Consider the following 24,202-nt stretch of genomic DNA (forward strand, 5'->3'; position numbering starts at 1 on the left):
GTCTCCTCGCGGGGCACAGCCCAGGCCGTGCCCGCTTTTATTGTTATGATTCAAACACGTGTGCGCGCGCTGCACGGTTGGCTTTGACCGCAACCAGGGGTTTGCCGAGGTTGAACCAGGCGGCCAAGGCCGGCAGCAGGAAAATTGCCCCAAGTACATTGACCAGAAACATGAACGATAGCAAGACCCCCATATCGGCCTGGAACTTCAGCGGTGCAAAGGCCCAGGTGCACACCCCGATCGACATCGTCAAAGCAGTGAAAACGGCCGCTGTTCCGCGTTGGCACATGGCCTGGTAGAACGCGTGGCGCAGGTTGGCGCCCTCGGCCATTTCGTGCTGGATCCGCTCATACAGGTAAATGCCGTAGTCAACCCCGACGCCAACCCCAAGCGCCATCACCGGCAGGGTCGCCACCTTCAACCCGATGCCAAGCATGGCCATCAGTGCATTGCACAGTACCGCCACGATGGCCAGCGGCACCAGGATGCACAACACCGCGCGCAACGACTTGAAGGTCAACCAGCAGAACAGCAGCACCGAGCCAAACAACGCCACCAGCATCAGCACCTCGGCGCGGTTGACCGCATCATTGGACGCCGCCATTACCCCCACATTGCCACCGCCGAGGAAAAACCTGATTTCCGGCACCTGGACCTGGGCAATGACCCGCTTGGCCTCCTGGACCACATGCGAGACCGTGGCGCCATCGTGGTCGGTGAGAAACACCAGAATCTGCATCTGCTGGCAGCCATCGGTCACCAGGCCGTCCTCGGGCATGTAGGCACGGGCGCCTTGACTCAAACCCCGGGCCGAACCGGGAATGGCCGCCCAACGTGGGTTGCCTTCGTTGTTGCCGGCAATCACCGTCTTGCCAAAACCGGCCACCGACTGCACCGACTGCACGCCGGTGACGCTGCGCATCTGGAAGTCGAAAGCTTCCACCGCACGCATCACCGACGGTGACAGGCACGCCTCTTCCAGGCCCTGGGCCTGGACGAACACCGCCAGCACATCCAGGCCGATGGAATAGCTTCTGACAATTTTGCTGTTGTCCTGGTTGTAGCGCGACTCGGCGCGCAGTTCCGGTGCGCCAGCACCGATGTCACCGACCTCCAGTTGCCGGGCCTTGAGCACCGCCAGGCTCAGCAACATCACGCTGAGCACCAGCACCGCCAGGGCCGGGCGCGGTTCGGCCAGCGCCGACAAGCGCCACCACAACGGGTGCCTGCCCTGCTGCTGGACGCGTTCCTTGCTCAGCACACTGCGCTCCAGGCGCAGGTAGGAAATAATGATCGGCAACATCAGCTTGTTGGTGATGATCATCAGCATCACGCCGATGCAGGCCGTCACCCCCAGTTCATGCACGATAGGGATGTCGATCAGCATGATCACGCCAAAGCCCAGGGCATTCATCAGCAACGCCAGGGAGCCAGGAATGAAGATCTTGCAAAAGGCCAGGTGCGCCGCCTGTAGCGAATCCTTGCCGGCCAGCACTTCCTGTTTCCAGGCATTGGTCATCTGCACGGCGTGCGAAACGCCAATGGAAAAAATCAGGAACGGCACCAGTATCGACATCGGGTCGATACCCAGGCCCATCAGCGGCAACAAGCCCAACAGCCATACCACCGGCAGCAACGCCACCAGCAGCGCGACTACGGTCAGGCGCAACGAGCGTGAATACAGCCACAGCAACAGGCCGGTGATCAGGAAGGCGACGACAAAAAAGCCGATCACGGTCATCAGCCCTTCGACAACATCACCCACCAGTTTGGCAAAACCGACGATGTTGATCTCGATCTGATCGCTGCTGTACTTGCCGCGAATGTCCTCCAGACGCTTGGCGACTTCAACATAACTGACCGATTTACCTGTTTGTGGGTCAACGTCCTGCAAGTCGGCCCGGACCATGGCCGACTTCAGGTCATTGGCCACCAGCCGCCCGACCTGCCCCGAGCGCGCTGCGTTGCTGCGTACCTGGGCCAGGTCTTCGGCGCTGGCGGTAAAGCGTGGCGGTACCACCACATCACCAAAAAAGCCTTCTTCGGTGATCTCGATGTAACGCACGTTGGCGGTGAACAGCGAGGTTACGCTGGCGCGGCTGACCGCGTTGATGAAGAACACATCGTCAGTCACCTTGCGCAGCGTGTCGAGGAACTCGGGGTTGTAGATGTCACCCTCGCCCTTCCATCTGACGCTGACCAGAAAGCGGTTGGCGCCGGTGAAGTACTGGCTGAATTCGAGGAAGTTGAGCATGTACTCATGTCGCACCGGGATCTGCTTGTTGAAGCCCGGGTCGAGCTGGGTATGCGTGGCGCTGTAGCCCAGGCCCAGGGTCAGCAGCAGGAACACCGTCAACAGCAGTTTGCGTCGTGCCAACAGCAGGTCGGCGCAACGCTCGACCAAGCGCCCGGCTCGGGCTTTAGCGTACTTCATGCACTTGCTCTCCTTTGCCCAGAGCGGCAACGCTGTTACCGTTCCCCTGGAAAACGCCCCGTTCACCGGCTACCAGCAACTGATCGGTGCCCACCACAATGGCTGAGGTCAAGGTGCCCAACCCCGGTTGGCGGGTGGTGCCGATCAAGCGGCCTTCTGCGTCCAGGCGCACCATTGAGCTGCCGCCGCCGACAATCAGTACGCCGCTGTGGTCTGGCAGCACAACATGGCCATAAAGCGGCTGGGTATTGCCAACCTTGATCGCCTGCCACTGCTCACCGAAGTTATCGGTGACAAACACATGGCCGCGCATGCCATAGGTCACCCAACGCTGGGCGCTCAGGCGAACCACGCCAAACAGTGAGCCGTTGTAGAACACCGGCAACTGTTGCCAATGCTGCCCGTTATCGGCGCTGCGCATGACCAGGCCCTGTTCGCCGACCAGCATGCGCCGGCCATCGCTGCCGCCATCCAGCGCATTGAGATGAGCACGGTCGACCTCCAGCGCCACCGCGCGCCAACTGCGCCCGGCATCGTCGGACTGGTAGAACTTGCCGTAGCTGCCGAACACGACAACCTGCTTGCCACCGGCCGCCCAGGCACCGAGCAATGGCTCGCCTGCTGCGGGATCAAAATGCACCTCTTGCCAGCTGCTGCCAGCGTCATTGGAGCGCAGAATCAGGCTGTCCTGGCCAACGGCGACCAATTGCTCGGGGTTCAACGCGGTCAAAGCCGTCAGGGAAATCTGACGTTGCGGCTCGACTGTGGCTTGCTGCCAGCTGCGGCCGCGGTCGTCGCTGATCAGGATGGTGCCGCGCTCACCCACCGCCACCTGACGGGTGCCCAGATTGAGCAGGCCGTTTATCTGCATGCGCTCGGTATTCAGCGTGGTCTGGGCAATGTTCAGTGCGCCGCGTGGGGTAAATGCCAGCGCAACGATTGCGGCAACCGTAATGCACACGAAATAGGCAATAAGCTTGGCGCATGGGCGACTGCGTGCAGCGACATCCAGGCGCTCGACAATAGACATACGGTCCACCCTCTTGTTCTTGTAGTCGTGAATCACCGCGCCACCAGGGCGCGGTGTCTGAGGTGTGTAGATAGTCCGTCTGCTCGACCTGCGGGACATCGTCCAAATGGCCTACCCGCTGCCGATAGACAGAACCGCGGGTCAGTCCAGCTCGAACAGGCCCGCCGCGCCCATGCCACCCCCAATGCACATGGCCACGACCACATAGCGCACGCCGCGGCGGCGCCCTTCCAGCAGGCCATGACCGACCATACGCGCACCCGACATGCCGAACGGGTGACCAATCGAAATAGCCCCGCCGTTGACGTTCAGGCGCTCCGCAGGGATGCCCAGGGCGTCGCGGCAATGCAGGACCTGGCAGGCAAAGGCCTCGTTGATTTCCCATAGGCCGATGTCGGCCACGCTCAAACCGAAGCGTTTGAGCAGTTTGGGCACCGCCAGCACCGGGCCGATGCCCATTTCTTCCGGCGCGCAGCCGGCCACGGCGATGCCGCGATACGTCCCCAGCGGCCTCAGGCCACGCCGGGCGGCCTCGGCGCGGCTCATCAGCAGGCTGGCCGAGGCGCCGTCGGAGAACTGCGAGGCGTTGCCGGCGGTAATGAACTCGCCCTGCTCGACCCATTGGCCGTTCTTCCACACGGGTTTCAACGCCGCCAGGTCTTCGAAGCGGGTCGAAGGACGGTTGCACTCGTCGCGCTCGGCCACCACCTGTTCATGGCCATCGGGCTGGCCTTCCTTGTCAAAGCGCAGCTTGCGCACTTGCAGCGGTACGATTTCTTCGTCAAACAGGCCATCGCGCTGGGCACCCGCCGTGCGCTGCTGGCTTTGCAGTGAGTAGTCGTCCTGGGCCGCGCGGCTGATGCCATAGCGCCGGGCAACGATCTCGGCGGTTTCGATCATCGGGATATAGGCGCTTGGCATGCACGCCAGCACCGCCTCCGACTGGTTGCGGTAGGTGTTCTTGTGCTTGTTCTGGATCAGCGACAGCGACTCGACCCCCCCGCCAATGACAATGCTCATTTCACCGGCCAGAATGTTCTTCGCCGCCATGCCGATACTGATCAGGCCGGAAGCGCACATACGGTCCAGGGCCATGCCCGGCACGCTGTCGGGCAAACCGCCGGTGTAGGCACACAGCCTTCCGATGTTGTAGCCCTGGGTGCCCTGCTGTACCGCCGCGCCCATGATCACGTCATCCACCGCGCCAGGCTCGATACCGGCACGCTCGACCACCGCGCGCACCACATGGCCGCCAAGCACCGGGGCTTCGGTGTCGTTGAAAGAGCCGCGAAAAGATTTGCTCAGCGCGGTACGGGCAGTCGCTACGATTACAACGTCTTGCTTGTCCATGAACAGGCTCACTCGGTGATGGGGTTGAAGGTGTAACGGCTGATGGTGTCGACCACGCAGCCAGGGCGTTCGGCGCCCTCGATCTCGACGCTGATGCGCACCACCAGCTGTACCGCGCTGCCGATCAGCTCGGCACTGACAACCTGGCCTCTGCCGCGTACCCGCGCGCCAACTTTCACCACGGCGGGGAAACGCACGCGGTCGGTGCCGTAGTTCACCCCCATGGCCATGTTGTCGATGCTCATCAACTGCGGCATGAACAGGTTGGCCAGCGCCAGGGTCAGGTAGCCATGGGCGATGCACGCCCCGAACGGGCCATTGGCGGCGCGCTCGGGGTCGACATGTATCCACTGCTGATCGCCAGTGGCTTCGGCAAATAGATTGACCCGCGCCTGGGTCAGCTGCAGCCAGTCGGTGACGCCCAGGTCCAGGCCCTGGGCCTTGAGCATTTGCTCGGCGCTACTGAATCGGGTGCTCATGGGTTGCCCTCAAGCTTGTTGTGAACTGACCGACAGCACTTCGCCAACCATGTAGGAGGCGTAATCGCTGGCCAGGAAGATCATGACGTTGGCGACTTCCCACACTTCAGCGGCGCGGCCAAAGGCTTCACGGTCGGCCAGTTTGGCCAGCAGTTCTTCGCTGCTGGCCTTCTTGAGAAATTCGTGCAAGGCAATCGACGGTGACACGGCGTTGATGCGCACCCCGCTTTCGGCGGCTTCCAGCGCACTGCAGCGAGTCAGCGCCATGACCCCGGCCTTGGCTGCGGCGTAGTGCGCCTGCTCTTTCTGCGCACGCCAGCCGAGTACTGAAGCGTTGTTGACGATCGCCCCGCTCCCTCGGCGTTCCATATGCGGCAGCATCGCGCGGGTCATGCGGAAGGTGCCGGTGAGGGTCACGTCGATGACCCGTAGCCACTCCTCATCGGTCATCTCGGTAACCCGCCTGGAGCCACCCAGGCCTGCGTTGTTGATCAGCACATCGACGCCGCCAAGGGCCTGTTCGGCGGCGGCGACCAAGGCTTGCACCTCGGCCTCGACGGTGACGTTGCACAGCTGGCCGTACACGGCCTGCAAGCCGGTGTCGGCCTTGAGCTGTTCCACCGCCTTCTCCAGGCGCCGGGGATGAACATCGGAAATCATCAGGGCGCGGCAGCCTTCTTCGGCGCAGCGCCTGGCCGCGGCATAACCGATGCCAGCGCCGGCGGCGGCAGTGATGAGCACGGATTTGCCAGCCAGCAACTGGTGGCCTGGCACATAAGGAGGGGCTTGTTTCACGCGGTATACCTCTGACAGAAAACAGGTTGTCGACAGGTATAAAGGCCGCAGGGGGCAGGCACATCGTCAAAACGGACGGGGTCGGTTGTGGCAAGGCAACAAGAGGCAGGCGCCGGCAACGCCGACGCCTGTGCATCAACCCGCGCTCACGTGCCCCAGACCTTTTGCGCCTTGGGTGCTTCGCTGAGGATCGCATCGACCGCCGCCCCTACTTCAGCGACCTGCCAGCGCGCGCCCTTGTCACGGGTAACGCCGGTACGCCAGCCATCACCGAGGGAGATCCGGCCACCCTGGCTCTCGAACAGTTGGCCGGTGACATGCCCGGACGCCTCACTGCCCAGCCACACCACCAAAGGCGCGACGTTCTCTGCCGCCCAGGCGTCGAAGCTGTCGTCATCGGGCTTTTTGACCATGTCCGGCATTGCGCTTTCGGTCATCGCCGTACGCGCCGCCGGGGCCAGGGCGTTGGCGGTGACGCCATAGCGGGCCAGTTCCGCCGCCTGCACCAGGGTCAGGGAAGCAATACCGCCTTTGGCCGCCGCATAGTTGGACTGCCCGATCGAGCCCTGCAAGCCGGCGCCGGAACTGGTATTGATAATGCGCGCCGCCACCGGCGTACCGGCCTTGGCCTGATCGCGCCAGCGCCGGCCGAGGATGTTGGCCAGGCAGTAATGCCCCTTCAGGTGCACGCGCATCACCATGTCCCAGTCCTCTTCCGACAGGCTGATGAACATGCGATCACGCAAGACCCCGGCGTTGTTGACCAAAACATGTACTTCGTCGAACGCCGCCAATGCAGCCTCGACGATGCCTTGAGCGCTGCTGAGGGTGGTGATGTCGCCATCGTTGGCGATTGCTCGGCCACCACTGGAACAAATCTCGTCGACCACCGCCTCGGCGGCCTCGCGACGGATGTCATTGACCACCACATTGGCGCCTTCAGCGGCAAATGCCAACGCATACGCGCGGCCCAGCCCGCCACCGGCACCGGTGATGATCGCGGTACGACCTGCACAGATTCCCATAGGATGTTTTCCTGTTGTTGAGTGTGGGTGGCTTCAAAGCCGTTCGATGATGCTGACGTTGGCCTGGCCGCCGCCCTCGCACATGGTTTGCAGGCCATAACGCCCGCCGGTGCGTTCAAGCGAATGCAGCAAGGTGGTCATCAAGCGCGCACCGGTAGCGCCCAGTGGGTGGCCAAGGGCGATGGCGCCGCCATTGACGTTGGTGCGAGCCGGGTCGTAATCGAGCTCGTTGGCCCAGGCCATGACCACCGAGGCAAACGCTTCGTTGATTTCCACAAGGTCGATATCAGCCATGCGCAGGCCAGCCTTCTTGAGCGCCGCACGGGTGGCTGCAATCGGTGCCGTGAGGTGCCAGATCGGGTCGTCGCCGAGCACCGACAGGTGATGAATGCGTGCCCTGGGGGTCAGGTTGTAGCGTTTGAGCGCCGCCTCCGAGACCACCAGTAACGCCGCCGAAGCATCGCAGGTCTGGCTCGATACAGCGGCCGTGATAGACGGGAACTCAGCGCTCACAGGCTCCAGGCTGGCCATTTTCTCCAGGCTGCTGACCCGCGGCGTTTCATCAAAGGCCAGGCCTTCGCAGGCAACGATCTCGCGGGCGAAATAGCCGGCGTCTGCGGCCGCCAAGGCACGACGATGGCTTTCCAGGGCAAACACTTCCATGTCTTCGCGGCTGATCTGCCAGTGATCGGCGATGCGCTGGGCGGCGTAAAACTGATTGACCGGCTGCTGCCCAAAGCGCGCCTGCCAGCCTTTGCTGCCAGAAAACGGGTCGCTGAAGCCCAGCGGTTGGCCAGCGAGCATCGCCGACGAGATCGGGATCTGGGTCATGGTTTGCACACCACCGACAGCCACCACCTCCTGCATGCCACTCATCACCGCTTGTGCGGCAAAATGCAGCGCCTGTTGCGACGAACCGCACTGCCGGTCCACCGTGGTGCCCGGTACGTTCAGCGGCAAGCCGGCAGCCAGCCAGCTGGTGCGGGCGATGTCACCCGCCTGCGAGCCGATGGCGTCGACACACCCGAAAATCACGTCGTCATACGCGTGGGCAGGAATGGCATTGCGTTCGACCAGCGCTTTCAACACATGCGCGCCCAGGTCAATGGCATGCACATGGGCCAGGCTGCCTTTGCGTTTGCCCGTGGGGCTGCGCAGGGCATCGACGATATACGCTTGGGGCATGGCTCAGTCCTCGAAGGTGGCGCCCGGCCCAAGCCGGGCTTCATCGCTGAGCACATAGGCGGCGACGCGGGTTTTATGGGTGGCACGGTCGCCCCAGGACGGGTCCAGCGACCACACGCGCTTCATGAACATCTGCAGGTCGACTTCCCAGGTGTAACCCATCGCACCGTGCACCTGGATGCCATGGCGCGCCGCCAGCCAGCTGGCATCGCAACAGGCCAGCCTGGCCTGCGATACATAGACATCGGCGCGGCGATCACCCTGCGCCAGGGCATAGGCCGCGCGATACAGCACAGGTTTGGCGAATTCGATCTTGCTGGCGATATCGGCCAGGTGATGCTTGACCGCCTGAAAGCTGCCGATCGGCTTGCCAAATTGCTTGCGCTGGGCCACGTAGTCCACCGACAGGTCGAGGATTCGCTGGGCCAGCCCGAGCAGTTGCCCGGCAACCGACAAGGCGCCGCGGTTCAAGGTATCGGCCCACAAGGCCCGCCCCTGTTCGCCGCCGATCAGCAGGGTGTCGCGAGTTGGCTGCCAGCTCACCAGGCCCAGGCGCCTGGAGGCATCGATACTGGCGTTGGCCTGCACATCGACCTGCGCGCGCGGCACCGCATGCACTTCATCGCCGTGGGCAAGGATCAGCCACTCTGCCAGCGGTGCATCAGGCACCAACGGGTTGATCGGGTGGCCGATAGCCAGGCGCACGCTGCCATCGGCGATGCGGGGCAGCAGGCGGGCTTTGACCGGGTTCTCGTCTGGCAGGCCGTTGAGCAGCCCGGTGACCACATAAGCCGTGTCGGCCAACGAGTCCGGGATGGCGTAGTAGCCCAGCTCCTGGGTCATCAGTGCCCAGGCCACATCATCCATGCCCAGGCCGCCGAACTGTTCGGGCACCGACAATGCCGTCAGGCCCTGTTCGGCTATCTTGTTGCGCAAGTCAGCGGAGCGGCCTGTATCGGTTTCCCAGATCTCGCGCAGCATTTCGGGCGCCGCCTCGGTCATCAGGAAACGGCTGATGGCTTCGCGAAACGTGAGCTGATCATCGGTAAAGGTAAAGTCCATGGCCGGCTCCTATTTCGGCAGGCCGAGCATGCGCTCGGCGATGATGTTGCGCTGGATTTCGTTGGTGCCGGCGTAGATCGGCCCGGCCTGAGCGAACAGGAAGCCATCAAGCCAGCCGCCTTCGACCGCTTGCGCAGCACTGCTCAACAACTCCCCGTGCGCACCCAGGATGCGCATGGCGGTTTCGTGCATCTTCAAGTCGAGCTCCGACCAGATGATCTTGTTGATGCTCGACTCGGCGCCGATCTGCGCGCCACGGCTCAAGCGCCCGACGGTGTGGTAGGACGACAGCGCGTAGCCTTCAGCGCCCAGCCAGGCCTCGACAACCGCTTCGCGGATGCTCGGGTCACGGTCGGCGCTCTGCCGGTTGGCGTTGTACAGCTGTATCAACTTGCGCGCCGTGGCCTGGAAGCGTGCCGGCGAACGCAACAGCAAACCTCGCTCAAAGCCCGCGGTGGCCATCGCCACATGCCAGCCCTGGCCTTCGGCACCAATGCAGTTTTCAACCGGCACGCGCACATCGTCGAAAAACACTTCGGCGAAGGTGTTCTTGCCATTCAGCGCCTTGATCGGCCGGATGGTCACGCCCGGGGCATCGAGCGGCACCATCACGAACGACAAGCCGTTGTGCCGGGTCGAGGCCGGGTCGCTGCGGAACAGGCCAAACAGCCAGTCGGCAAACAGTGCGCGGCTGGACCAGGTTTTCTGCCCGTTGAGCACATAGTGATCGCCATCACGGATGGCCTTGCTGGTGATCGCGGCCATGTCGGAGCCGGCATTGGGCTCCGACCAGCCCTGGGCCCACATGTCGACACTGGACGCCATGCGCGGCAGGAAGCGCTGCTTCTGCGCCTCGGTACCGAACTCCATCAACGTGGGGCCGAGCAGCAGCTGACCGTTCTGGTTGATCCGCATCGGTGCGTCTGCGCCGTAGTACTCTTCCTCGAAAATCAGCCACTCGATCAGGTCGCAACCGCGCCCACCGTAGGCCTTGGGCCACATGACCATCGACAGGCGTTGCTCGAACAGCTTCGCCTCCCAGGCCCGGTGCTGCTCGAACCCTTCCCGGGTGTCATAGTTGGCCAGGGGTGTAGTCGGCTGATTGGCCGCCAGCCATTCGCGCACTTCCTCACGGAAGGCCTTCTGCTTGGGGGTATAAGCTAGTTCCATGGCACTCTCTCAGAACTTGGCGTCGCGTTTTTCGACGAAGGCGCGGCGGGTTTGCGCAGAATCCGGACTGGTGTAGGCCTGCAGGGTCAGCCCCTGCTCCCAGCGGTACTTGTCTTCCAGGTTGCCGTCCTCGATACCGTTGAGGGCTTCCTTGGCGATACGGATCATCACCGGGCTCTTGGCGGCGATTTTGCCGGCAATCTCCAGCGCGGTTTCGCGCAGTTGCTCTTTGGGCACCACGCGCTCGATGAAGCCATACTGCGCAGCCTCTGCTGCGCCGATCTTGTCGCCGGTGAAGAACAGATAACGAACCTTCTGCACCGGGAACAAACGCTGCAGGTGCGCGCCGCCGCCCATGGCCCCACGGTCAACTTCAGGCAAGGCGAAGGTGGCGCACTCGGAGGCCACGACAATGTCGGCTGCACCGGTAATGCCGACGCCGCCACCGAGGACGAAGCCGTGCACGGCAACGATGACCGGCACAGGGTTGCGATGTACCGCTTTGAATGCCGCATAATTACCGGCGTTGACCGCCACGATGCGTTCGGGGTGGGCGTCCAGTTCCTTGATGTCGACACCGGCGCAGAAACCACGGCCTTCGGCACGGATGACGATCACCCGGACGTCGGGGTTGGCGCCCAGGGCTTCGACCTGATGGGCCAGGTCCATCCACTCCTGGCTGCCCAGGGCATTGACCGGCGGTTTGGCCAGCACCAGCTCGGCAATGCCCGCCTCGATCTGTGTGGTAAATGCTTGACTCATGAGGGTGTTCTCCAAAGTTCGGCAGGCTGATGCTCGCTACGGCAGGCCAACAGGGCTTCCAGGCAGCGTTCGGCTTCCTGGGCAATTTCTTCGATCACTTGCTGGCAACTCTTGAGTTCGCCAATGGCGGCGGCTACCTGGCCGCTGGGCAGAATGCCTTCGTCCGGAACACCGTCGATCATCGAACGCTGCAGCAGTACCGGCTGGTTAGCGGCCATCAGCGTTTGCGACAGCGCGCCGGGGTCTTCCTTGAGTGCCTGTCGCAGCACACCGAACAGATGGCTCAGGCTCATTCCGGTTTGCTGCTTCCATTTCCAGGCGCTGCGCAACGCGATGCGCAGGCGCCCAAAAGACCCGGCCTGCTCCAGGCGGTTGATAAACGGGTTCTCGATCATGCGGTGGCGCATGCCATCTACCGCCGTGGTCACCCGCACCCGTTGCGGGTCGTTGACCTCGAGGTAATGCACCAAGGTGCTCGACGGCGTAGGCGAGTCCCGGGTCATCAAAAAGCGCGTGCCCATTGCAATACCCACGGCGCCGGCCGCCAGCGCGCCGGCAAGGCCTCTGCCGGTGGAGTAACCACCTGCGGCGATTACCGGCACCGACACCGCAGCGAGCACCTGGGGCAAGAGGATCGAACTGGGCACACCACCGGTATGCCCACCGCCCTCGCCGCCCTGGATGGTGATCATGTCCGCGCCCAGCTCCACCGCCTTCAGGGCGTGTTTGAGTGCGCCCACCGTCGGGATGCACAACACCCCGGCGGCCTTGAAACGGGCGATGGTCTGTTTGTCCGGGCCACGCCCATAGCTGACCGCACGCAAGCGGTAGCGAATCGCCAGGTCAACGCATTGGGCCGCGTTTTCCTGGAACATATGAAAGTTCAGGCCGAAATTGCTGCCACCGGTGGCGGCAATTACCTTGTTGATCTCGCCTTCCAGGGCATCGGCCGCAATCGTGGCCCCAGCCAGGAAACCGAAGCCACCGGCGCGGGTTGTGGCAATCACCAGGTTGGCGTCTGCAACCCAACCCATGGCGGTCTGCACGATCGGGTAGCGGCAGCCCAAGGCTTCGGTCAATGGCGTACACAACCAGCGGCTCATGCCTGCTCTCCACTGGCGGCAGCCTTGTTGGCCTGGGCCATGGCCTTGGCATCGAAGCCGCCCAGCTTGTCACCCGACAGCAGTTCGTTGTGGGCATGGGCGAAGTGGTGCCAGGCAAAGGCGGCGTCCATCGCCGTGCGTTTACCCTGTAGATCCTCGACGTGGTTAATGGCCTGCTTGGTCAGCGCAAGGCCCATTCGCGGCTGCCGGGCAATACCGGCCGCCAGCGCATAGGTGCCCTGCTCCAGTTCCTCACGGGGCACTACCCTGTTGACCATGCCCATCTGGTAGGCACGCTCGGCACTCATGCGATCGCCGGTGAACAGAAACTCCTTGGCGATGCGCGGGTTCAGCTCATACGGGTGGGCAAAATACTCCACCCCCGGAATGCCCATACGTACCACGGGGTCCTGGAAAAACGCATCATCGCTGGCCACGATCAGGTCGCACACCCAGGCCAGCATCAGCCCACCGGCCACACACGCACCCTGGACCATGGCAATGGTCGGCTTGGGCAGCTCACGCCAGCGCCGGCACATGCCCAGGTACACCTCTTGCTCGCGGGCATACAGCTGCTCGGCGCCGGGCTTGTTGGTGTGATCCCACCAGAGGTGTGCACGCTCGAACGGTTTGTTGATATCGCGCCCGGGCGTGCCAATGTCATGGCCGGCCGAAAAATGCCTGCCCGCCCCGCGCAGTACAATGACCTTGACCGCGTCATCGTTGACAGCCTGGCGCAGCGCCGCATCCAGCGCATACGTCATCTGCGAGTTCTGCGCATTGTTGAAGCCTGGCCGGTTCATGGTCAGCGTGGCGATACCCTCTGCCACGCTGTACAACACCGGTTCCTGCGTTTCGTAGACCGAGTGGTCTGCACGCTCGACGAATTCACTGTCAGGGCTGTTCATACTCATGTCCCTCGCCTTACGCCACGCGAATGCCAGCCGGGTTGCCCTTGATTGCCGAACTGCGCAGATCATGGGGGTCGAGCCGACGGATCAGCGCCAGTTGCTCAGGCGTCGGGTGTACGGTTTCTTTTAGCGACGCTGACTTGAGCAACGGGAAACCGGTGTTTTCCTGCACCTGCTCAAAGCTCACCCCCGGGTGCAAGCTGCGCACCTGGACCGCGCGGTCCGGGCCGTCGAAATCCATCACACACAAGTCGGTGACGATCAGGCGAATGTCCATCAGGTCGCGGCGTACCCCTTTTGGCCAGCGGTCGGCCTTGAAACCGACACCGGAGACCATGTCCACTTCGCCGCTAACGAACACGCGGGTGTTATGGCTGGGTACAAAGAACGAGTTGATGTGATTGATGCTGTTGCCGGGCAAGCCGCGCACACCGAGCATTGCGGCCTTGGGCTTGTGGTAATCGCCCACGCAGGAGAGGTTGCTCTGGCCCCAGCGGTCGATCTGCGTCGGGCCGATCATGGCGTGACGGCGGCCACCCCAGACGCACTCGAACACCCGCTCGAAGTTGAGCGAACCTGAATATTTCGGCACTTGATCGCCACGCGGCCCTAGCGGGATCGGCTCTTCGACCAGGTACGCCTCGCTGTCGGTCATCAGCAGTTGCGGACTGTGGCTGAGTTTGGCCAGGCTAGCGCCCAGGCGCGGGATCACGCCCAGGCCCGAGGCGATCAGCTCGCCGTTGTCACGCCAGGCTTCGCTGGCTGCGACAATCATCAGTTCCGCGAGGGTAAATTCACAGGTAGTCGACATTTTCATCCTCCTCAGAACACTGGCAGGGCCAGGGAGCCCATGCGTTCGGCACCGCCGTTCTGCTCTTGATAAGCCCGCTCACCGGCCGCCACGTACTGCGCCACATAGGCTTGCCAGCCGCCCTCTTCACCCGCACTGGCGGCATAGCGTTTGAGGTGGCTCAGGTCCCAGCCATACTCGGGCTGGCAGGCGGTCGGGTGGGCGCCGAACGGTGCATGGATCACGCCACTGACCAGGTACCGCTCAAAGGTGTTGCAGCGTGCCTGTTCGGTGGTCAGTTCCAGTCGTTCGTGCAATTGCTCGCAAGACACGAAGCACTGCTGGGCCGCGCGAGCGAACAGGTGGTCGAAATACGGGTCTGGGCCGGTCACCAGGGTGTTGCCCAGGCGGTCGGCGACGTTGACGTGGACAAACGCCACGTCCAAGTTCAGGGCGGGCATGGCCAGCAGCACTTCGCCGTCGTCATACGGCGACTGGATGGTCTTAAGTTCAGGGTTCAACCGTGTGACATCGGTTGCCAGGCCGCAGCGGGTCGGTAGAAACGGCAAACGCATGGCCGCTGCACGCAGGCCCCACTGGAACATGCCTTCATCCACCTCTAGCAACTCCAGCCCACCGGCCTCGCGGGCTTTGCGGTAATAGGGTTCCAGCGGAATGGCGTCGAGGGTGGCAAAGCCGAACACCAACTTCTTGACCTTGCCCGCCGCACACAGCATGCCCACTTCAGGGCCACCGTAGGCGACCACAGTCAGGTCTTTGACAGGGGAACGCAGAATCTCGCGCACAACCGCCATCGGCTTGCGCCGTGGCCCCCAGCCGCCGAAGCCGATGGTCATGCCATCGCGCAGGTGCGCAACGGCATCGGCCGCCGTCATTTGCTTGTTCATTGCACATCTCCTTGCTGTTGGCCGACGGAAAAGTCATGCCCCCACAGGCTTACCCGGGTAAATTCGAAGGCCGAGTGCTCAGCCCAGTCCACTTGCAGGCCGCCGTAGCCGTACTCCAGGTCGAAGCCGGACGGGGTCTTCATGTAAAACGAGGTCATCCGGTCATTGAGGTGCTGCCCGAGGGTCGCCGACAGCGGCACCTGATGGGCCAGGCGCCGGTCATGGGCGCGGCCTACTTCAGTCATCGAGCCCACTTCAACCATCACGTGCACGCAGCCTGAAGGCACCGCGTACTCCGCCAGCGCCAGCGAGTGATGGCGGCTGTTGCGGCAATGCAGGAAGTGAATGCGGATTGGCGGTGCTGCCGGGTCGGGGCGAAAGTTGAAGATGTCCGACAGCTCGAAGCCCAGCACGTCCTTGACGAAGGCCAGGGTCGCGTCAAAATCCGGGGCCGGCAGCACGGTGTGGCCCAGGCCCATGTCGCCGGTAACAAACCCCGGCACGCCTTGCGGCGAAACGAATGGCAGGCAGTCGGAACGGTGCCCCCAGCTCAACTCGTGGCGGTTGCCGGAGGGGTCCAGGACACTGACCAGTGCCTGTACGCCACGCTGCTCGATCTCGGCGGCAGTGCCTGCTTGCCAGCGCACACCGTTTTGCTCCAGTGCCTGCAATGCGGCGTTGAATGCCCGCTCGCTGGCCAGTTCCCAGCCAGAGGCCAGGTACCCTGCCTCGGCGCCTTCGACGATGAGCATGCGAAACGGCCGCTCGTCCATCTTCACGTACAGTCCGCCACCGGGCGCGGGTACCACCATCATGCCCAGCACGTCTTCGGCATAACGTTGCCACTGACTGAGGTTTTCGATTTGAGCGACGAAGTAGCTCAGCCCCCGGATATCCATCATGCCCTGCTCCTCAATGACCGGACCTTTGTTGGTCTTCATTGTGCTGAGGGCAGGCCTGTTGCTCATCGTCCGTTGAGACTAAGCAGTTGATCTATCGGCAATACTGAAATGCAGGCGGTGGAAACAGGCTTGCCCCGCGATAGTGATGCGCCAGGCACATCGCATCGCAGGGCAATCTCGCGCCATCGGAGGGGTTACATGTACAGGATCACCAGGTCATTGATGACCGAGGGGCGATCACTGCCGACGACGTGGGTATTCACCTCCAGGGTCAACTGGGTGCCGCGCTTGACCCGCGCCACCTGCTTGACCCTGGCGCGCGCATGAACCCGCGAGCCGGCCGGCACCGGCGCCGGGAAGCGCAGGCGGTCGGAGCCGTAGTTGACCATGGTGCTGAAACCGGTGATTTCATAACCCAGCGCCAGCTTGAGCCGGGACTGCAACACCTGTACCAGCGCGCCGTGGGCAATGGTGCCGCCAAACGGGCTGTCCTTGCGTGCACGCTGCGGATCGGTGTGAATCCAGTAGTCATCACCCGACAGCGCGGCGAAGGCATCGATCAGGGCTTGATCGATGACAATCTGGTTGCTCCAGGGGCTGAAGGTCTCACTGACCAGGCTCTGCAGCGCCACCTCATCATCCATGGCGACCAAGCGTACAGCTGCTGCTTCACCCTGCTCCGGCGTTTGCGCCTGAGGCGCGCCGGTGGAACGCTGTAGCGCCGTACTGTCCTGATCTGGACCGGTAAAGCGCAGTAAACGCGTACCCTTGGCGTCGACTTCCGCGAACACCGGTTTGAGCCGCATGCCGATGCGGATCTGATCCTCTTCAAGCCCCACCAGGGTGGTGTTGATTCGCACGCCTTCGTCCAGCTCGATGACGGCCAGTTTCTGTGGCATCTCATCGGCAAAATCCGGCAATGTGGCAATGCGTGCCACGGTGAAGCTGTACAGGGTGGCGCCGCCACTGACTTCGCGCCAGCTCAGGTCATGGGCCAGGCACCGCGGGCAATGCCTACGCGGGTAGAACACCCAGTGTTCACAGGCGTTGCACTGCTGGATCAACAGGCGCTGTGCCTTCAAACCTTCCCAGAACGGCGCGGAAATTTCAGTCGGCACCGGCATTGGCTTATTGTTCGACATGCGGGTCATGCTCCCTGAAGTATCAACGCGGCCTGCTCACTCATCACGCCACCGGTGCCGGACACGTAGACAGCGTCGCAGCGTTCAAGCTGACGCTCCCCCGCCTCACCGCTGATCTGCGTGACAGCCTCGATCACCTGTGACATGCCCCCGGCAGCGCCGGCCTGGCCGAAGCTCAGCTGGCCACCGTGGGTGTTCATCGGGAAATCGCCGCGCCAGGTCAGGTCATGCTCGCGAACAAACTGCATGCCCTCACCCTTGGCACAGAACCCGGCGTCCTCCAGGGTCAGCAACGCGGTAATGGTGTAACAGTCATAGATCTGCGCCGCATCGACATCGCCCGGTTTGAGCCTGGCCATCTCGAAGGCACGGCGCGAAGCAGGCCCAATCGGGGTGTTGAGCATGTCCTGGGCATACGAAGGCGACTTGAACGCCAGGTGCTCACCGAAGCCTGTGATGAATGCCGGGCGCTTGCGTGTACGTGCGGCCACTTCTTTGGAGGCAATGATCAATGCCGCGCCACCGGCCACCGGCATGACAATCTCGAGTACGTGCAAAGGATCAGCCACGCGCTTGCTCGCCAGCACCTGCTCGATCGTCAACGGCTGGCCATGGAACATCGCCTGGGGGTTGGCCAAGGCATTGGTACGTTGATCAACGGCAATCTTGGCCATCGCCACCGGGTCATAACCGTACTGCGCGGCGTAGCGTTGGGCGATCATGGCGTAGCCGGTGTTCTGGCCCATGTGGCCGTAAGGCAGATCGAACTCCGCCTCTGGCGCACCAAAGGCGGTACTGTGACCGCCGTAACGCATGGCGCGGGCCATTGCCCCGGGATCTTCGTCGGGGCCCATCGGCGCCAGGCGCGCCGGCATCACACACAGCACCGCCTGGCACAGGCCCAGTTCGATCGCCGCAGCCGCGCGCCAGACCATGCCCACCGCGGTACAACCACCAAGGTCGACCACTTCGGCGAAATTAACAGACAAACCCAGGTATTCGGCGGCCATGGCCGGCACGAACACCGAAGCTTCGTGGAAGTGCGGGCCATTGATCACCAGACCGTCCAGGTCTTCGGCACGCAAGCCGGCGTCGCGCAGCGCCTGCGCCGCCAGGTCGGCCACTTGCTCAAGATGGAACATTCGCGGCGCTGTGGCGTACTTCTCGGGTTTGTATTGCGCGGCGCCGACAATCGCCGCATGACCTTTAAGACCCATGTATCCCCCACTCGAAGGCTGTGTGCTTGAGGTTTTTGTCTTGCGACCATGCCACAGGTGCCGTGGCGAGTGATCGTCCATTTTGACTAGAACAGCGGCCGGCGCCAGGGTTGACTCAACCCTGACGCCGGCGCGCCAGTCAGAAGCTGTATTTGACCGAGAATGTCCCGTAGTCGCGGTCTGCCAGCAGGCGCTTGACCGGGTCAGCGTCGCCCAGGTAACCGGTAACCCGCAGGGCGACTTCCAGGTTGCCCAGGTACTTGAAGGTGGCGCCCAGGCTCAACCGGCGATCACCCTGCAACCCGGAAATGGTCCCGGCCATCGGCGTGGCACCACTGAACACGTTGGAGAAGTTCACCGGCACTTCCAGGTCCCAGCCTTCGAACACGCCCGGGTAGCTGAAGGACGCACCCAGGGTGTAGGCACTGGCGGTCTTGCTGCGCCAGCCAGTCGAGGTCTTGTAGGTGTAGTCGTCGGACGGTTGCACCAGCGGGCGCATGGACGGAATCAGGCTGTTGCCCAGGCCCAGCAGGTTTGGCGCGGCCGAGGCTTCGTCAACACTGTCGACACGCACATGCACGATTTCGGCGGTGAGCGAGGTCTGGCTCGCCCAAGGCCGGTCACCCAGAATACGGATCGCCGACAACTGCATTTGCTGGCCCTTGCCACGCGCAGGCGTGGGGCCAAGGCCGGTGTTGACCATGACTGGTGCACCGTCGCGATACGACCACTCGCCACCGATCTGGGTCTCGCCGATTTTGGTCGAGGCACTGATCCCGGTCAGCTTGATGTCTTCAAAGTAGGTAATGCGGTAGCCATCCGGCGTGCCGAAGAACACGCCTGGCCCGGCCGGGACGGCCCGGTAACCCACCAGGGCAGTGGCTGGGTTCTTGTCATGATAATTGACATGAAACAGTGACAGTTCCAGGGCGGGCACGGGTCGAAAGCGTACCTGTGCCCCCCACTGACCGCTGTCCCGCGGCTCATCGGTGCCCTGGTAGTTGATACGCGACCCATTGGCGCCGATGAGAAACTCTCGCCCTGGCCCTACCACATCACTGGTGGACAGGTAGCTGCCCACAGGCGGCAGTTCCGTGCCCATCCATTCGTATTGCACGTAAGCGCCCAAGGTCCACTGCGGGTTCAGGCGATACGACGCCGACACCTGCCCGACCGGCAACAGCACTTCCTTGACCTCGACCCCTGGCTGCGCGGCCTTGACCGCATCGGACGGGTTCTGTACACCACTCACGCCAGGGTAGAACAAGCTTTCGCCCCACGACTCGATATGCCGCCCGGCCTTGACGTCGAGCATCGAACCATTGTCGAAGCGCCAGCCGCTGAACACATAAGCATCGAGGAACTTGCTGCGCCCGCCGCTGTAATACTTGGTGTCGCTGGTGAACTCGTCATGGTCGCCAGCCTTGTTGACTGTGCCCGGTGAGTCGTTGTCGTTGGAACGATGGTAAACATCATCGTAGAAGGTACTGGCCCGCAGCACCCCGCCATAGTTGTCCTTGCGCACGATCATCTCGGCCAGGGCGCCGATGCGGTTGGTGACCAGGCTGCCCTTGTCGAAGTTGCGGTCGCCATCATCGGCGTTGGGTGTCAACAGCTTGCTTGACGGGTTCGACAGGCGAACCCCCAGGCCGTAGCTGGTGGTCACCGTCCAGTCGATTGTCGTGCCGTTGTCGAACTCGATCGTTTCACCAGACCATGCGGGTGTGCAAACCAGTGCGGTTGCCACCACCAGACCCGATAATTCGAAACCCGATACAGCTGGGCCAGCACCATATTTGTTGTTTTTATTAGTCACACTGCCTCTCCGATTAACGACCTGACGGTCGCGCAAAAGTGCAAGAACACCACTCGTTAGCCTCAGCCCGCTCACAGCTGCCCTAGCACCGACTGAACGTTGACACCCTCGGGCGTGCGCCCGTAACGGAACACGCCGGCTGTTTCTTCACGCACCAGTTGCCCCTGCGCAATCAGGTAATTGACATGCGCCAGGGTCTCGCCAATCGCCATCAATTCGTCGAATCGTCCCTTTACCTTCGGGAACAGCTCGGCCATGAGCTCCACCGCACTGCGCGGTGCGGCGCAGGCGGCCAGCAGCTGCTGCAAGTGCCCCTGGTGGTGCGCGCGCAGTTGATCAAGGCGTAGATGCAGGTTGTAAAACGGCCGTTCATGCGCCGGCAGCACCAGCACGCTGTCGGGCACCTCCCGCAAGCGCTCCACCGAATCCAGCCAGTCGCGCAATGGGTCGGCATCGGGCTCGGTGACCTGCACGCAGACACTGGAGGTGATGCGCGGCAGCACCTGATCACCGGAAATCAACAGGCCGTCCTCGGCGCAGTACAGGCAGGCATGTTCCGGCGAATGGCCGCGGCCGATCAGGACCTGCCAACGGCGCCCGCCAATCATCAGTTGGGTGCCTTCACTCAGGCGCCGGAAGCTGGTGGGTACCTCTGGCCGAAAGTGCGCGGAGCCCAGCAAAGGGAACAATGCTGCGGTCTGCTCCTGGTTGAAACCTGCGCGCTGGTAATGCTGGTAAAACGCCCAGCTAGTGCCGGTGTCACCTGGGGCGCGCAGCTGGTGCATCGCCTGATATTCACTGGCGCTCATGAACACCGGGCAGCGGAAGCGCTCGGTCAACCAGCCGAGCACCCCGACATGGTCCGAGTGAAAGTGCGTGCAAATCACCGCCAGCAGCGGCAAACCACCCAACACCGTGGCAAACAGCGCTTCCCAGATGTCGCGGGTCTGCGTGTTGTTGAGCCCGGTATCGACCGCCACCCAGCCCTCGCCGTGGCGCAACAGGTACAGGTTGATGTGGTCAAGCCCGAACGGCAGCGGCATGCGCAGCCACAACAGCCCTTCAGCGACCTGTTGAACCTCGCCATTGGCCGGTGGCTGCGGCCAGGGGAAGCGCAGGCCTGCGCGCCATTCGTGCCCCTGGGCATCCAGGCTACTCACTGACGTCACCCGCAAAAGCGGCCAGGCCAATGCGCCCCAGCATGTGGGTGCTGTACGGCACATAGCTGCGGCTGCTTTCGTCACGGATGAACAGCGGGTCGCTGAACGCCGTCGGCGCGTAGCCCTGGCGCTGCAGGTCGACCTTGCGCAATTTGAAGGTGCTGGTCAGGTCGGCCGCCGCCGACACCCGCACGAATACAGGCGCCGCATAGCGTGGCAAACGCGCCTCGGTCAGCGCGTAGAACGCTTCAGGGTCAAAAGGCTGCCCTGGCTGCATCAGTACCGCCGCCATGCCGGCGCGCCCCTCTTGGCCGGGCACCTGCACACCGTAGATGTTGATCAGCTCAAGCCCGGCAAAATCGCCCAGCGCCGCCGCCACCTCCAGGGTGGAAACGTTCTCGCTTTTCCAGCGGAAGGTGTCGCCGATGCGGTCGATGAAGTACAGGTAGCCGTCTTCGTCATAACGCAGCAGGTCGCCCGAACTCCAATAGGCATCCCCTTGGCGCAAGACATTGCGGCGGATCTTGCTGTCGGTTGCCTCGGCCGAGGTGTAACCCTCGAAGCGGCCACCGCCGATCTGCGGATGGTCGATGATCAAGCCCAGGGCTTCACCCACTTCACCCACTTCGCAAAGCTGGTAAAAGCCGTGCTCGTCGCGTGGGTGGCTGTCGGTTTCAACGTCATAGCGCACCAGGCGCAGGTTGCTCTTGTCCCAGAACGGTATGCGCCCGCAGGCGCCCACATAGTTGTCGACGTTGACCACATTGGTATTGGACTCGGTGGAGCCCCAGCCCTCGAACACCTGGATCGGCCCAAAACGCTGCACCCAGTTCTGCCAGGTTTCACGCGTCAACCCGGCGCCAAGCATGCACCGCAGGCCATGGTCGCGTTCGCCGGCCGCCTCGGGCTGGTTGAGCAGGTAGCGGCAGATCTCGCCGATGTACTGGAACACGCTGATGCGGTGCTCACGCACGTCTTTCCAGAACTCGCGGACACTGAACTTGCGCCGCACCACGATCGCCGCACCGGTTTTCAGCGCGGTTGACGTCACTGAAGTGGCCGCTGCGCCGTGGTACAGCGGCAGGCAGCAATAAAACACATCGCTGGGCGTGGTCTGCAGGGTGACTTCCATGATGTCCCCCGTCGACATCCAGCGCATGTGGCTGTAACGCGCCGCTTTTGGCAAACCGGTGGTGCCCGAGGTAAAGATCAGCAGGCTCGGCGACTCGGCGCGCAGCCCCGCACGCAGATCACGCGGGAATGGCGTGCACGGGGCATCAGCCAATGCTTCGGCCAGGCCGGTGTCAACCTGTGCAGGCATTGCCCCGGCCCACCTTTGCTCGGCATCTTCGACCAGCCACAGCGGCAGCGGCGGCAGTCCTTCGGTGGCGATCACGTTGCCCAGCACCTCTTCGCCGACCAGCATTGCCTTGGCCTCGATGGCCTCCAGCGCGTGCACCAGCGGCCGGCCACTGACCTGGGTATTGACGAAGCCCACCACGACACCGAGCTTGACCAGGCCGAACCAGCAGCAGAAAAACGCCGGGCGGTTCTCCATGGCCAGCGCGCAGACATCGCCGGGGCGCAGGCCTCGGGCATGGAAAACGTGGGCCAGCTGGTCGGCCCGCGCGTTGACCTGGGCGTAGCTCAAGCGCTGATCGCCATAAATCACGAAAGGCCGCTCGCCGTGGCGTTGCGCCTGTTCTTCGAGGCGATCAGCCAGGGTATAGCGATCCGCAGGTTTGATCCGCGCGGCGGCTTCGGCCCGGCGATCAAGGATGGCCTGGGTTTGCTCGCGGGGCACAACCCCGTGATCAACACTGGACAGCAGGCTTGCGTTGTTATTGAAATTGTTCATCCCTACCTCCGATAAAACCAGCTGTTCATGCAGTCGCCTGGGCGTGGGTCGGATAGTCCGAATAGCCAGGCGAGCCTTTCGTATAAAGTGTCTTGCGGTCGAAGCCGGCCAGCGGCAGGCCGGCGCGCAGGCGCTCGACCAGGTCGGGGTTGCCGATAAAGTGGCGGGCAAACGACACTGCGGCGCCCTGCCCGGCTTCTATCGCCGCAGCGGCCGAAGGCCCGTCGAAACCGTCATTGAGGATCAACCCGCTGCTGCTATGGCTGCGGGCCAAGGCAAAGGCATCCAGTGCGGCCAGCGGCGAGCGCATGATGTGCAGGTAAGCCAGGCCAAGCGGCTCGACCTGCTCGCACAAGGCTTGTGCAGTGGCGGCCGGGTCGGCATCGCTGATGTCGTTGTAAGGGTTACCTGGGCACAGGCGGAAACCCACACGCCCCGAGCCGATTGCAGCTGCCATCGCGGCCAGCACCTGGGCCGGAAACCGCACGCGGTTGGCGACCGCGCCACCATAGCCATCACTGCGCTGGTTGCTGCCGGACGCCATGAACTGCATTGGCAGGTAACCACTGGTGCAATGCAGCTCGACCCCTTCGAAGCCGGCTTCGCAGGCGTTCAGGGCCGCGCGCCGGTATTGCTCGATCACGCGGTCAATATCCTCCAGGCTCAACGCCTGAGGCTCATCGGTATCGACCAGGCCAGACCCGTCGCAGAACACCTGGGTGCGGGCACGTATCGCCGAGGGGGCGACGGTCCGTGCCCCGACCGGTTTGTTTTGCCTACTGGCGGCGCGGCCCACGTGCATCAACTGCAACACCATGCGCCCGCCCGCATTACTCACCGCCCGGGTGATCTGGCGCCAACCCTCGATCTGCGCGCTGTCGTAAATGGCCGGCGTGCGGCAATAGCCCAGCCCGTCGGCGGACGGTGCAGTGCCTTCGGCAATGATCAGCCCGGCACTGGCGCGCTGGCGGTAGTAGTCGACCATTTCAGCCGTCGGCACCGCCTGTGCGGTGGCGCGGCTGCGGGTCATCGGCGCCATGACAATGCGGTTACTCAGCTCCAGCTCGCCCAGGCGCAGGGGCTCAAACAAAATGCTCATCGCG

Annotated in this window: 21 protein-coding genes; all 21 read right to left on the reverse strand. The window is 63.1% G+C overall.

Features of this window, described 5'->3' with window-relative positions; all coding sequences use genetic code 11:
- Window positions 1-43: 43 nt before the first annotated feature.
- The 21 genes from ABI582_RS19640 to ABI582_RS19740 all read right to left on the reverse strand — a co-directional run bounded on the left by ABI582_RS19640 (window position 44) and on the right by ABI582_RS19740 (window position 24,198).
- The gene (locus ABI582_RS19640) at window positions 44-2,434 is read right to left on the reverse strand and encodes an efflux RND transporter permease subunit (protein WP_442120022.1); all 2,391 of its coding nucleotides are present in this window, start codon (window positions 2,432-2,434) and stop codon (window positions 44-46) included.
- Entirely contained in the window at window positions 2,421-3,464 is a 1,044-nt protein-coding gene (locus tag ABI582_RS19645) for a WD40/YVTN/BNR-like repeat-containing protein (protein ID WP_442120023.1), read from the reverse strand. Before ABI582_RS19645 ends, ABI582_RS19640 begins: the two co-directional genes overlap by 14 nt.
- A gap of 141 nt (window positions 3,465-3,605) precedes the next feature.
- Complete coding sequence (locus tag ABI582_RS19650; RefSeq protein ID WP_442120024.1) at window positions 3,606-4,814, reverse strand: acetyl-CoA C-acyltransferase; 1,209 nt, start codon at window positions 4,812-4,814, stop codon at window positions 3,606-3,608.
- Window positions 4,815-4,822: 8 nt separating this feature from the next.
- Window positions 4,823-5,293 carry a MaoC family dehydratase gene (locus tag ABI582_RS19655; protein ID WP_028612889.1) on the reverse strand — a complete coding sequence of 157 codons (471 nt, stop codon included), beginning with the start codon at window positions 5,291-5,293 and terminating at the stop codon, window positions 4,823-4,825.
- Window positions 5,294-5,302: 9 nt separating this feature from the next.
- Window positions 5,303-6,088, reverse strand: a complete 786-nt coding sequence (locus ABI582_RS19660) for an SDR family oxidoreductase (protein ID WP_442120025.1) — start codon at window positions 6,086-6,088, stop codon at window positions 5,303-5,305.
- Window positions 6,089-6,234: 146 nt separating this feature from the next.
- A complete protein-coding gene (locus ABI582_RS19665) occupies window positions 6,235-7,113 on the reverse strand; it encodes an SDR family oxidoreductase (protein WP_442120026.1) in 879 nt (292 codons plus the stop codon).
- 33 nt (window positions 7,114-7,146) lie between these two features.
- A complete protein-coding gene (locus tag ABI582_RS19670) occupies window positions 7,147-8,298 on the reverse strand; it encodes an acetyl-CoA C-acetyltransferase (protein ID WP_442120027.1) in 1,152 nt (383 codons plus the stop codon).
- Window positions 8,299-8,301: 3 nt separating this feature from the next.
- Window positions 8,302-9,360 (reverse strand): acyl-CoA dehydrogenase family protein, encoded by a 1,059-nt coding sequence (locus tag ABI582_RS19675; protein ID WP_241800702.1) that lies wholly within the window; start codon window positions 9,358-9,360, stop codon window positions 8,302-8,304.
- 9 nt (window positions 9,361-9,369) lie between these two features.
- Window positions 9,370-10,530, reverse strand: coding sequence for an acyl-CoA dehydrogenase family protein (locus tag ABI582_RS19680; RefSeq protein ID WP_016486852.1), 1,161 nt, complete (start codon window positions 10,528-10,530; stop codon window positions 9,370-9,372).
- A gap of 9 nt (window positions 10,531-10,539) precedes the next feature.
- Window positions 10,540-11,292: an enoyl-CoA hydratase family protein gene (locus ABI582_RS19685; RefSeq protein WP_043199974.1), complete on the reverse strand. Its 753-nt coding sequence runs from the start codon at window positions 11,290-11,292 to the stop codon at window positions 10,540-10,542.
- Window positions 11,289-12,395 (reverse strand): NAD(P)H-dependent flavin oxidoreductase, encoded by a 1,107-nt coding sequence (locus ABI582_RS19690; RefSeq protein ID WP_442120028.1) that lies wholly within the window; start codon window positions 12,393-12,395, stop codon window positions 11,289-11,291. Before ABI582_RS19690 ends, ABI582_RS19685 begins: the two co-directional genes overlap by 4 nt.
- Entirely contained in the window at window positions 12,392-13,303 is a 912-nt protein-coding gene (locus tag ABI582_RS19695) for an enoyl-CoA hydratase (RefSeq protein ID WP_338747414.1), read from the reverse strand. Before ABI582_RS19695 ends, ABI582_RS19690 begins: the two co-directional genes overlap by 4 nt.
- Before the next feature lie 16 nt (window positions 13,304-13,319).
- Entirely contained in the window at window positions 13,320-14,117 is a 798-nt protein-coding gene (locus tag ABI582_RS19700) for a CoA-transferase subunit beta (RefSeq protein ID WP_442120029.1), read from the reverse strand.
- An 11-nt stretch (window positions 14,118-14,128) separates the two neighbouring features.
- A complete protein-coding gene (locus tag ABI582_RS19705) occupies window positions 14,129-15,004 on the reverse strand; it encodes a CoA transferase subunit A (protein ID WP_023049054.1) in 876 nt (291 codons plus the stop codon).
- The gene (locus ABI582_RS19710) at window positions 15,001-15,906 is read right to left on the reverse strand and encodes a VOC family protein (protein ID WP_028612898.1); all 906 of its coding nucleotides are present in this window, start codon (window positions 15,904-15,906) and stop codon (window positions 15,001-15,003) included. The genes ABI582_RS19705 and ABI582_RS19710 overlap by 4 nt, the downstream gene beginning before the upstream one ends.
- A gap of 194 nt (window positions 15,907-16,100) precedes the next feature.
- Window positions 16,101-17,048 carry a bifunctional OB-fold nucleic acid binding domain-containing protein/MaoC family dehydratase gene (locus ABI582_RS19715; protein WP_442120030.1) on the reverse strand — a complete coding sequence of 316 codons (948 nt, stop codon included), beginning with the start codon at window positions 17,046-17,048 and terminating at the stop codon, window positions 16,101-16,103.
- Between the two features lie 5 nt (window positions 17,049-17,053).
- Window positions 17,054-18,265 carry a thiolase family protein gene (locus ABI582_RS19720; protein WP_028612900.1) on the reverse strand — a complete coding sequence of 404 codons (1,212 nt, stop codon included), beginning with the start codon at window positions 18,263-18,265 and terminating at the stop codon, window positions 17,054-17,056.
- A gap of 139 nt (window positions 18,266-18,404) precedes the next feature.
- The gene (locus tag ABI582_RS19725) at window positions 18,405-20,081 is read right to left on the reverse strand and encodes a DUF1302 domain-containing protein (RefSeq protein ID WP_041167733.1); all 1,677 of its coding nucleotides are present in this window, start codon (window positions 20,079-20,081) and stop codon (window positions 18,405-18,407) included.
- A 71-nt stretch (window positions 20,082-20,152) separates the two neighbouring features.
- Complete coding sequence (locus ABI582_RS19730; RefSeq protein ID WP_338747411.1) at window positions 20,153-21,241, reverse strand: MBL fold metallo-hydrolase; 1,089 nt, start codon at window positions 21,239-21,241, stop codon at window positions 20,153-20,155.
- On the reverse strand, window positions 21,234-23,099 hold the full coding sequence (locus ABI582_RS19735) for a long-chain-acyl-CoA synthetase (protein ID WP_442120031.1): 1,866 nt from the start codon (window positions 23,097-23,099) through the stop codon (window positions 21,234-21,236). The genes ABI582_RS19730 and ABI582_RS19735 overlap by 8 nt, the downstream gene beginning before the upstream one ends.
- 25 nt (window positions 23,100-23,124) lie before the next feature.
- Window positions 23,125-24,198, reverse strand: a complete 1,074-nt coding sequence (locus tag ABI582_RS19740; protein ID WP_442120032.1) for an alkene reductase — start codon at window positions 24,196-24,198, stop codon at window positions 23,125-23,127.
- Window positions 24,199-24,202: the final 4 nt, after the last annotated feature.

The organism is Pseudomonas sp. SAS7 (assembly GCF_052112345.1).
Classification (GTDB): domain Bacteria; phylum Pseudomonadota; class Gammaproteobacteria; order Pseudomonadales; family Pseudomonadaceae; genus Aquipseudomonas; species Aquipseudomonas putida_Q.

Bases quoted from the DNA above. Each gene is read 5' to 3' on its own strand.
- ABI582_RS19675 (WP_241800702.1), bottom strand. From the start codon at position 9,360: ATGGACTTTACCTTTACCGATGATCAGCTCACGTTTCGCGAAGCCATC.
- ABI582_RS19680 (WP_016486852.1), bottom strand. From the start codon at position 10,530: ATGGAACTAGCTTATACCCCCAAGCAGAAGGCCTTCCGTGAGGAAGTG.
- ABI582_RS19700 (WP_442120029.1), bottom strand. From the start codon at position 14,117: ATGTCGACTACCTGTGAATTTACCCTCGCGGAACTGATGATTGTCGCA.
- ABI582_RS19695 (WP_338747414.1), bottom strand. From the start codon at position 13,303: ATGAACAGCCCTGACAGTGAATTCGTCGAGCGTGCAGACCACTCGGTC.
- ABI582_RS19685 (WP_043199974.1), bottom strand. From the start codon at position 11,292: ATGAGTCAAGCATTTACCACACAGATCGAGGCGGGCATTGCCGAGCTG.
- ABI582_RS19740 (WP_442120032.1), bottom strand. From the start codon at position 24,198: ATGAGCATTTTGTTTGAGCCCCTGCGCCTGGGCGAGCTGGAGCTGAGT.
- ABI582_RS19690 (WP_442120028.1), bottom strand. From the start codon at position 12,395: ATGAGCCGCTGGTTGTGTACGCCATTGACCGAAGCCTTGGGCTGCCGC.
- ABI582_RS19645 (WP_442120023.1), bottom strand. From the start codon at position 3,464: ATGTCTATTGTCGAGCGCCTGGATGTCGCTGCACGCAGTCGCCCATGC.
- ABI582_RS19710 (WP_028612898.1), bottom strand. From the start codon at position 15,906: ATGATGGATATCCGGGGGCTGAGCTACTTCGTCGCTCAAATCGAAAAC.
- ABI582_RS19665 (WP_442120026.1), bottom strand. From the start codon at position 7,113: ATGGGAATCTGTGCAGGTCGTACCGCGATCATCACCGGTGCCGGTGGC.
- ABI582_RS19655 (WP_028612889.1), bottom strand. From the start codon at position 5,293: ATGAGCACCCGATTCAGTAGCGCCGAGCAAATGCTCAAGGCCCAGGGC.
- ABI582_RS19735 (WP_442120031.1), bottom strand. From the start codon at position 23,099: ATGAACAATTTCAATAACAACGCAAGCCTGCTGTCCAGTGTTGATCAC.
- ABI582_RS19650 (WP_442120024.1), bottom strand. From the start codon at position 4,814: ATGGACAAGCAAGACGTTGTAATCGTAGCGACTGCCCGTACCGCGCTG.
- ABI582_RS19640 (WP_442120022.1), bottom strand. From the start codon at position 2,434: ATGAAGTACGCTAAAGCCCGAGCCGGGCGCTTGGTCGAGCGTTGCGCC.
- ABI582_RS19705 (WP_023049054.1), bottom strand. From the start codon at position 15,004: ATGAACAAGCAAATGACGGCGGCCGATGCCGTTGCGCACCTGCGCGAT.
- ABI582_RS19720 (WP_028612900.1), bottom strand. From the start codon at position 18,265: ATGGGTCTTAAAGGTCATGCGGCGATTGTCGGCGCCGCGCAATACAAA.
- ABI582_RS19715 (WP_442120030.1), bottom strand. From the start codon at position 17,048: ATGTCGAACAATAAGCCAATGCCGGTGCCGACTGAAATTTCCGCGCCG.
- ABI582_RS19670 (WP_442120027.1), bottom strand. From the start codon at position 8,298: ATGCCCCAAGCGTATATCGTCGATGCCCTGCGCAGCCCCACGGGCAAA.